The 9,254-nt window shown below is 35.6% G+C and carries 8 protein-coding genes and 1 pseudogene; 4 read left to right on the top strand and 5 right to left on the bottom strand.

The window, feature by feature from the left end; genetic code table 11:
* The first annotated feature begins 381 nt into the window (after window positions 1-381).
* Window positions 382-717 (top strand): annotated as a pseudogene (locus tag PLJ10_13110) (prepilin-type N-terminal cleavage/methylation domain-containing protein).
* A gap of 222 nt (window positions 718-939) precedes the next feature.
* Window positions 940-1,287, top strand: a complete 348-nt coding sequence (locus tag PLJ10_13105; GenBank protein ID HOK10584.1) for a hypothetical protein — start codon at window positions 940-942, stop codon at window positions 1,285-1,287.
* A gap of 136 nt (window positions 1,288-1,423) precedes the next feature.
* Here PLJ10_13105 and PLJ10_13100 read toward each other — a convergent pair whose 3' ends face one another.
* Both PLJ10_13100 and PLJ10_13095 read right to left on the bottom strand, forming a co-directional pair.
* On the bottom strand, window positions 1,424-3,817 hold the full coding sequence (locus PLJ10_13100; GenBank protein ID HOK10583.1) for a hypothetical protein: 2,394 nt from the start codon (window positions 3,815-3,817) through the stop codon (window positions 1,424-1,426).
* A gap of 49 nt (window positions 3,818-3,866) precedes the next feature.
* Window positions 3,867-4,424 carry a winged helix-turn-helix domain-containing protein gene (locus tag PLJ10_13095; GenBank protein HOK10582.1) on the bottom strand — a complete coding sequence of 186 codons (558 nt, stop codon included), beginning with the start codon at window positions 4,422-4,424 and terminating at the stop codon, window positions 3,867-3,869.
* Window positions 4,425-4,745: 321 nt separating this feature from the next.
* On the opposite strand from PLJ10_13095, the gene PLJ10_13090 reads away from it, so the two are divergent.
* Both PLJ10_13090 and PLJ10_13085 read left to right on the top strand, forming a co-directional pair.
* The gene (locus tag PLJ10_13090; protein ID HOK10581.1) at window positions 4,746-4,892 is read left to right on the top strand and encodes a hypothetical protein; all 147 of its coding nucleotides are present in this window, start codon (window positions 4,746-4,748) and stop codon (window positions 4,890-4,892) included.
* A gap of 30 nt (window positions 4,893-4,922) precedes the next feature.
* Entirely contained in the window at window positions 4,923-5,255 is a 333-nt protein-coding gene (locus PLJ10_13085; GenBank protein ID HOK10580.1) for a hypothetical protein, read from the top strand.
* Between the two features lie 287 nt (window positions 5,256-5,542).
* Here the strand turns inward: PLJ10_13085 and PLJ10_13080 are convergent, their stop codons facing one another.
* The 3 genes from PLJ10_13080 to PLJ10_13070 all read right to left on the bottom strand — a co-directional run bounded on the left by PLJ10_13080 (window position 5,543) and on the right by PLJ10_13070 (window position 9,148).
* Entirely contained in the window at window positions 5,543-6,604 is a 1,062-nt protein-coding gene (locus PLJ10_13080; protein ID HOK10579.1) for a hypothetical protein, read from the bottom strand.
* 86 nt (window positions 6,605-6,690) lie between these two features.
* On the bottom strand, window positions 6,691-8,610 hold the full coding sequence (locus PLJ10_13075) for a hypothetical protein (GenBank protein HOK10578.1): 1,920 nt from the start codon (window positions 8,608-8,610) through the stop codon (window positions 6,691-6,693).
* 259 nt (window positions 8,611-8,869) lie between these two features.
* Window positions 8,870-9,148 (bottom strand): hypothetical protein, encoded by a 279-nt coding sequence (locus PLJ10_13070; GenBank protein HOK10577.1) that lies wholly within the window; start codon window positions 9,146-9,148, stop codon window positions 8,870-8,872.
* Between the last annotated feature and the right edge of the window lie 106 nt (window positions 9,149-9,254).

Below are 9,254 nucleotides of genomic sequence, written 5' to 3'. Positions count from 1 at the left end.
AGTTCGCTTTGTATACCCCCTTATCTATACACTTCTGTTCCAACTCGTTCCACGGGATGAGCTCTTGCATCTGTCTCAAAAATTCCCTGCGTCGGGTCGGCTTCTGTGTGGATAGTTCATAATCCAAAAAACTCGTCTGTTCCATTCCTTTCATCATACCTCGTTGTCCTTTCTTCATAGATGGGTTTCCTTAATTGGGTGATTGGTTACTTACTTCTGTAATATTGATACCATTTCCCTCTCGTTTCGTTTCATTTCTTTCTCTCACCACACTATTCCTTTATAATCTATTTCTAAAATACGAACTTGAAATAAAACTTATTCAGAGATCTCATATAAAATAATAACTTTAATAAAAAAAGGTATTAAGGAGTCCTTACTATGCGTCACAAAGGTTTTACTCTTATCGAACTGCTGGTTGTCATAGCCATTATAGGTATACTTGCGGCTATCCTTTTACCAGCACTGGCTCGTGCTCGTGAAGCGGCACGACGTTCTTCGTGTCAGAACAATCTTAAACAGTTAGGGTTGGTGTTTAAGATGTATTCGAATGAATCGAAAGGGGAACGATTCCCTACAATACAACTTTGGAAAGGCGACCCTGCAATGCCAGATGATTGCAATCGTCGGAATTCTATTGAAGCGTTTTTTAATGGACGTGCTGTTTACCCAGAATATTTAACGGATATAAATGTTATGATTTGTCCATCTGATTCTTCTGCACGTACGCATGTTACTGTGGAAGGTTGGTGGAATCGTAATGGTGACCCGAATCTGGATGAGAAAAATCCGTGTCGTTTTAGTGCGGAGTCCTACAATTATTATGGTTGGGCAATTATGGACGCAGATATGGTTTTGCCAGGATAGGACATCAATGACCCTGCTATAAATGAAACGAATGCAATAAACTATTTTAATCCGGACTTTTTAACTGCATTATTGACAATTCTAAATGATGGTTATGCAAACTGGGCAAACAATGGTGATGCCAGTACATTAGATTCTGATGCAAAATCTGGTGCGGTTACAGTATATCGGCTTCGTGAAGGGATAGAACGGTTCTTAATTACGGATATTAATAATCCTGCCGCTTCAAGTAAAGCCCAGAGCGAAGTCTGGATATTGTCAGATGATGTTAATTCTCAGCCTGAATTTATGAACCATATCCCTGGTGGTGGAAATGTGTTATACATGGATGGGCATGTAGAATTTGTTCGCTATCCTGGAAGTAATCCTGTATCGCGTTTGTGGGCTTGCTTCTTAGATAGTCAGACCAGTGGTGACTAAGCAAATATTTTTAACATAACCTAATCGAGCAGGAGTTCATTTTAGAATTCCTGTTTGATTTTTCCTTTTATGTTTGGTAGATAGGGGCTGTTCACAGACTACCTTTATATCAAGATGGTTAGGGGTTCTAATATTTTTAGTTTCCTAATTGGTTTAAGATTTGGAGGATTTGTTGGCGGATGGGGTCAACGATTTCAGGATTTTTGGATTCACGCCAGAATAATCTACCGTTTTCGGGCATGGTGGCAAGGACTTTTTCAGGGAGTTCTCGTAATAAAGATTCTGCCTTTTGTCGTGTAGATTCAGAGCCTTTGCCTTCCTTGATGGCTTTGTCAAGCATAAGAAGGTATTCGTAGTCTTCGATGCCTTCTCGCATAGCTTCCAAATGTTTACCAGGGGTGACAGAGGTTTCGTCAATAAATAATGGGGTATATGTATTCCGTGTGCAAAGATAATCGTTCCATGAAGAGGCACCTGCGGAATCGGCAAATGCCCAGAAGTATGTGGCTCTTGCTCCATAACGCCAGCAATCCCATGCTTGTAGTCTGCAATATGAGAATGGGTCTAATAATCGCATGGGTCCGCTACAGGAATAGAATTCAAGTTTTTTACCTTGATTTCGTTGGTTCACAAAAAACTTACGGTATTCTTCTCCACAGGAGTAGAAAAGTTGTCGGTTTGGACAAAGAACATCGCACTCCGCAATCATTTCGGGTAATGCCTGGCTCATATCTTTGTAAATGGGGTCTTCCCAGATAGTAATACCAGCACCAGAATCATGAATGACCTTTGCCCATGCTTTGATAATAGTATCTGCAGAATGTTCATGAGGTTCATCCACCAGAAGAATAACTAACTGTGATGGGTCTAATCCTGCTTTACGCATGTAGTTTCCCCAGAATTTTGCCCATTCTGCCACTGCCTTGTTAAATGGAGGGGTTTCGATGTCCCAGTTCTTTAGTTTATTGGCTACGGATACGAATACACAATATTGACGGGCATCGTGCCAGAGTTGTCGCCATGCATCAAAATTAGATGTGTCTGGAGGTGCAGTCATGTTTCCATTGTCATCATAAGAACCGAAGGGCATAGCAACAGAAGTAGCCCATGGAGAGTCTACGAAATATTCCCGTAACATATTGACCAAGTCTGTTCGGTTTACTTCTGTGACTTCATAGTGTTTCGGGACATTTGTATAATCCCAACCTCCCATGTGTAGGGTAGGTCGGTCAGGAAAACGAATAGGATATATTTTTAAGGTAAAAGGTAATGATATTTCGTCCACTTGAACTGTCATCGTATAAATGTCGGGAATGAGGTCTTTTGAGTGGATTGTTAACCAAATTTGCTGGATGAGTCCGCCAGTGATGTGGAGTTTGTAAATGCCATTGTTATCGGTAAGGGGTACTAATGCGGAGGCAACAGGTTCTAATTTCTTCGTATCTGTCCATAATACTTTGCGGACGTCAATGTGTTTTTTTCGAATGTCATCGGGTATCCCTGTTATTGCGATAGTTATATCCGTATTCTGTGGCGAGGCAATATTGAATGCGACAGAACGGATTTCATTTTGCATCATTTCAAGGTGAAGTTGATTAGATTTGTCGCTTGCAGAGATAGGCTTGGGAGGAAGTAATTCAAGATATTGGTATGGGTCAACTGGCTCAACGGCAATTTGATGTATACCTGTATCCTTCCAGAGTTTTCCTAAAAGATTAAAAACTTTTTCGTGGGTTGGATTTATGGGAAAGATTGTTTTGAATTCGGGATTGTATTCCATAGATAGGCTTTTAACTTCTCGAGTTAACTTATCCAATTGCTTGCGGTATTGGCGTTGTTTGTTTCTTGATGAAAGATTTTCAGTAATTTTGCGAAGAGCTTCTATATCGTTTGTTATTCGTTGCTTTACACAATTATGAATGGTAACCATTTGTGTATATTTGTGCAAATCATCCGTTCCCTCATCTGGGAAGGGAATATTTATGAAACGGTCATCCCCCTTATAAACTTCAATTTCATCGCAGAAAGTAAAACGGTCTGAAATGATGACCAGACCTACTTTTCGTCCATGTGTTTTTATTTTTTCAGTCTTATAAATATAGGTGGTATATCCTTCTTTAGCAGGTTTAACTTTTTGTTCATTTAGTTCGATTAGATCACCGATCTTATGAAATATACCATCTTCACCTGCAGTAAAAATCATAATAGATTTAGGAAACTCAACACCTGCAGTACCCCCTGCAGTGCTAAAAGATACCCCCCCAATTGGCATATCTTTCCCGAGGTCAATAGTGATGATGACAAGCCCTTCATTTGACCAGCCGACAGTGCCTTCTTGTGTCCAGAAATATCCCTCTACATATTTACCATCAGTGAGTTGAATGGTATCATCTTTATCTTTACAGTGAGCATAGTTAGGAGCAGGATCTAATGTATACTTTACCCCTAAAGCAATGTTCTCCGCAAAAGTCGTAGAATAATGAATAATAAAAAGTAGGAAAAGATTTAAAAGAGAAATATGTTTATTCATTGTTATGCCCTTTATAAAAATTATTTGATATAAATCTATCTCAAATTGACTAATTTTGCGAACCCAAGAATGAACGCCCTTTTTCAGTTATTTCCCAGATACCTTGTGGAGAATTATCAGAGAGTAATCCTTCATTGATGAGCGAATATCTTGTCCAATGGGCCGTGTTTTCCCATCTTTTATGTTCGGGATTTGAATTACGAGGTTCTAAATCGTGTGTATTCAATTTATGCTTGATTTTTTGAAAAACTAACTCTAAGATTTTACTCGTTTTCCCTTCCCCTCCAAGGCTAACAATTGCTTCTAAGATGGGAATTTTGAATTCAGATTCAGGAGTCCGAAGTCCTCTTTTCAACCTACCTTTAGATTTTCTTTTTCTACTGCTTGAATATACTCTTTTACTAAATAGATTTTGCCATTCTGTTTGTAATACTTTAATTTTTTCTTGGAATTGTTTTAATTTTTCCCCATTTTCATTAAGTTGTCTTGCTTTTTCATAATCTTGAGTTTTAAAAGCAGTTTCTCCCTCTTCATTTAAAAAATTAAAAACTTTTTCAATTTTTTCTAACAGGATTTCGAAGGCTATATTTACTTCGTTTTGTTCCATATTAATACCTTTTATGTAAATTAATATATCCAATACTAACAGACTATAAGACATATTAAATAATATCAAATGATAATATGTAGAATAAGACAGATAATGTTAGGAAATCAAGGAGGGAATGGATATGGCTGGAATTAAGTATAACCCAAACGATAAGATAACAGTTCAAATGTAAAAGATGATAAAGGAGTCGAAGGAAGCCGTAATAGTTTTTGCGAAGCGGTTGTGGTTAAGCACATGGACTATAAGAGAGAAGAATTAACCGATAAGTCATCATGACCGCATAAATTAAGGACAGTCTTAAATCCGCTGGAGGAATGGGTGATATATGAACTACGGCGGAGTATCGGGATGGGTATCGATGGATTAGTGGGAGTGTTAAAACCGTTTATTTTACATGTCAATCGATGGAATATTGTTCGGTGTTTACATTGGCATGGGGTCATTGAGGCGGAACGAGAGACATAGAAGGAGCGGATGCGGAAGCAACGAGGGTAGGTGGGACGATTTGAGGAGGTAGAGCCAGGATATATTCATGTCGATGTAAAGGAATTACCAAAATTACCCGAAGAGCCGAAGACCTATGGATTGGTTGAACAGTTTAATGTTAGAATAATAGACATTCTAAAACAACTTTACTTTACGGATTACAAAAAGCTCATGGATAGATTAAACCAATATATTTATTGTTATAATTATGTTCATAGGCAGAAGGTATTGAACAACAAAAGCTCAGCGGAGAAACTCCGAGAATGGTATGATAAAACCCCTTCCCTTTTTAAGTCCCCTTTTAATCCATCTAATTATAATCTGTTGCACCCTGATATGTAGTCTTTAATTCACACTATTTATCAAAAAACGAAAAATCTTCAAATAGAAAAGTTACAAAAGAAATGGATATTTCGCCTTCCACTCCCAACATGTTTTATACGGTTCCCAAAAATATTTAAGTATTCGCTTTAGAAACCCCGGTTTTTCCACTTGTTGGTTAGCCTTCACACACTCTTTTATTATTGAAACAAGAAAGCAAATAATAGCGACTATTATCAAAATATGAATTATTGTGCAATAAACTCTCATAGCCATCTTCCTTTTTTATTACCGTGTTAATTTTTTACTTAAACATTATTCTTTTTGCGGAGAGATATAACAATGGGAACCAACCCCCGAAGAACAAAGAATAATCCAATGCCAGCCCCAATAAATATAACTAAATAGTGAATTCCTATATTTTTCCCGCTGTCCGCAATTTTTTTAAACAAATTAGTAATAGGATCTCTATTACTTTCTACCATACTACCGTCTTGATTATATGTTATGTCTCTATTCTGAAATATACTTACCTCTTCATCAACAACTCTTCCGTCGGGTAATACTTTTTTTATATCCGAAGATAAGGCTTTTTCAGAAATAATATATACACTTCCCAGTATTGCACTTAATTTGACCAATGCATCTGTTGTTTTGGGATGTTTTTCAAATATATCTACAATATTATTCCAGGTAGAACTTTGGCTCACCTTTTGACATAATACTGCTTTCCCTTCAGGAGTTAAATTATTTAAAATATCTTTTCTTCTTAGTAATGTTATTATCTGGTTTGTATCACAATTCTTTAACGATTTTATTCCTTGTTCTCCAAACTCTACCGCAACCTGTTTCGTTAGTCCCGGATGTTTCACTTCCATCTCTATAACCTCTTTACCAAATCTTTGTGCTAAAGGCATAAGTTCATCGCCCCGATTTAAAAACGCCTTTACCGCCTTCTTCCCTGTTTCTTCCGGAAGTTCTTTCAATAAATGCACTGTTTGTTGTACTCCATATTTTCTTGCCACTAAAAATGCATCATCTCCATGCTTCAATGCTTGCTCACCTAATTCTTTAAATACTTTTTTTGCACCTTCTTCACCAACTTCTTTTATCGTTTTTTCCGCTAATTCTTCCATTGCTTCTTTGCTAACTTTCTTACCAACACTTTCCAGAACTTCTTTTCCTCCTTTTTCCCCAATAAATTCTAATATTTCCTTTACTATTCCCTTTGCTATAGGACCAACTATCGCATGGGTGTTAAAATTTAAAGACAATACCCCGACTACAAGCAATAAACTCAAGACAATAGTTCTTTCTCTTTTCATTAAACGATTTTTCAAATTCCCTTTAACTCTTTTATGCATATTCATAATAATATCTCCTCTATTTATAGCATTTGTGTTTTTGTTGCAATTATTTCTATTGTTACTAATCATTGTTTTTCCCTCCATTTTAATTAGATATTCCCATAGATAGATACTTTTTTAGCTACCCCCATTGAGTTATTTATGTTATTTATAAGGTTTTGATAATTTGTCATTATTATTTGATTTTGTATGTTACAAAAATCACTTACCCCCTGTTTTATCTTCATAGACAAATCCTTCATAAATACCTCTTCTTCACTTGACATATTCTGTCTAAAACCTCTACTAATTTGTATTTTTATCTCATCAATAGACCTCTCGATTTGAGGTTTGATTTTTTCCTTGAAGTTATTATCTATATGGTTTTCAATAATAATCCCGATAATTCCACCTGCCACAAATCCAACTACGGTTCCAAAACCCGGGATAACTGAACCGATAGTAGCTCCAGTCCCTGCAGAAGCAGCGGTCCCTACACCAACGCCAGCCAATGTAGAAGTTAAGTTTACTCCTGCCATTGCTAATGCAGGGGTTAGAATGGCTTCTGAAATTGTAGGTAAAACATACGAACTAATTTGGCTTAAAACAATAGATCCACCTTGTACTGCAATATAGCTCCCAATCTCCGACAAACCATAACTTATTATTGTATTCCACAATAGTTTATTACTATTATTCTGTATATCCTCCAAAACATATTGCATAGCACTACTAACAAAAGTTTTTATTGTGGTTTTCGGGATATTAAACTGTTTACGAATGGGTTCCATATTTACCATAATTCTCGTATGCATTTCATTGATATTTCCGCCTACTCCTTCAATATATTGTTCAACTACATCATTAAGAATTTGTTTCAGTTCTTCCTCAGATACGATATGTTCCTCAAATTTAGATTTTATATAAGCCTCTTTATCACCCACAGCCCAATTCCAGACTATACCTATCTTTGTTCCAAATGATGTCATATCATCTAAAAATGGGTCTATGCCTGAATAACACTCTTTCATTCTTTCATCCAAAGTAAACAGGCATTTTCTCAGTACTTCTTCATTTTCCCTTTTACAATCTTCAACGACAGGTTTAACCTTTTCATTAAATATTATTTCTGGGTCGAGGGTTTGTGGTTTTGGAGGGACCATTACACGCTGTTGTTGTACTGGCAACTCAAATTTAGGTGCTTCTCCATCACTAAATTTTGGTGTCGAAAAGAAAGAAGCTAATAAATAACCTGCAACAATAATTCCCAGCCCCAATATGATATATAAAACACCCTTAGAAAATTGAGGGCTCATTTCCTTCTTCTGCTCTTGTCTTTCATCATTACTAAAATTATTTTGATTGCCTTTATTGGTATTCATATCATGTCCTCCTTTTGTTTTGTTACTGTTTATGTTATTCATACTGAATGTTTGATACCTATCCATATTTTTCCCTCCTACATTAAGTTGTTTACTCTCCGTTATACAATAATTATTATTACATTCATAGCAAGGAAGTAAGGCTCCTGATTCAATGTTAAAATTACGACGCCAAACCTCAAACAATAGCATTGATAACAATACTACCCCTAATATAGATAAAAATACAGACTGAGTTAATGGACCTACACCACTTATCAAAGCCACTGATTCATTCCCCATATGACCTAAATAATATGACAGCCCCTCTCTATTACTTAAAACCATAGCACAAATATCATGGAGTATATAGAAAATACTCCTGCCCTCTTTTAATAAAAAGTCCCATTCATCATTTATATCTATGCTCTTATAAAAACCTACATATGCTAATAAAGGACTTATTTTGGGCTCTATATCCGGCACATCAATAAAAAACCACTTTTCAATATAAGGCGTAATTAAACGATGCCAAGGAAAATATAAAAATGATAAAAACTTCGAGTTTTCTAATTCCTGTAAAGTAAAATACCCCTGACAACTCCAACATATACCACTTATCAAAATTACCAAACTTAACAATAAACCTAATAGTACTCTGCTTTTCATAAATCCTCTCTCCTTGTTGTTTAAATGTTTTTTTAATTGTGGATATAAATTCATTGCGCTTCTCCTTAGTTCATTTTTATTTTTGTTTGTGTTCTTCATATTTGTTTCTCCTATACTACTAAGTTTTTTCATAGTTTTATAATTCCTTTCAAGGTCCAATTGTTTATATTTATTTTTATGCCTGTTATTATTAATAACGAGGCATCTTTGATTTTTATTTACATCCATTTTCATTTTTTTTCTCCTTCTGTTTATTGGTTTATAATTCATATTCAATTGTCGAATTATTAATAACAATACCCGTGCCAATTGGAATACTTTTCTGGCTCAATAGTCGTAAGTCTTTTGTTATCAATATATTAAAATTTTTGTCCTCTCCAGAAAAGAATCTATTTATACTTGCATATCTCAAAAAATTTAAATCTGCATTTATATAAGTTAAACCTAATTTACTTGTACTGTATTGGAAAAATATTGGAGAATAACCCTTCATACCTTCCATTGTCTTTACCTCCTCTTTGTTGTTTAACCCAATCATAAATATCTCCTTACCTCTTTATTTGGATTTTCTTAATACACTTATCCCATTCATCACAAAATAAAAACATATACCCGAACCTACCAAAATCGAGAATATAAGTAAC

It is taken from the genome of Candidatus Hydrogenedens sp. (genome assembly GCA_035361075.1).
Classification (GTDB): Bacteria; Hydrogenedentota; Hydrogenedentia; order Hydrogenedentales; family Hydrogenedentaceae; genus Hydrogenedens.
This window is presented reverse-complemented; position numbering and strand designations above follow the sequence as displayed.

Excerpts from the sequence above, each read along its gene's own strand:
- PLJ10_13095 (HOK10582.1), bottom strand. The coding sequence starts at position 4,424 with ATGGAACAAAACGAAGTAAATATAGCCTTCGAAATCCTGTTAGAAAAA.
- PLJ10_13075 (HOK10578.1), bottom strand. The coding sequence starts at position 8,610 with ATGAAAAGCAGAGTACTATTAGGTTTATTGTTAAGTTTGGTAATTTTG.
- PLJ10_13070 (HOK10577.1), bottom strand. The coding sequence starts at position 9,148 with ATGATTGGGTTAAACAACAAAGAGGAGGTAAAGACAATGGAAGGTATG.
- PLJ10_13080 (HOK10579.1), bottom strand. The coding sequence starts at position 6,604 with ATGAATATGCATAAAAGAGTTAAAGGGAATTTGAAAAATCGTTTAATG.
- PLJ10_13100 (HOK10583.1), bottom strand. The coding sequence starts at position 3,817 with ATGAATAAACATATTTCTCTTTTAAATCTTTTCCTACTTTTTATTATT.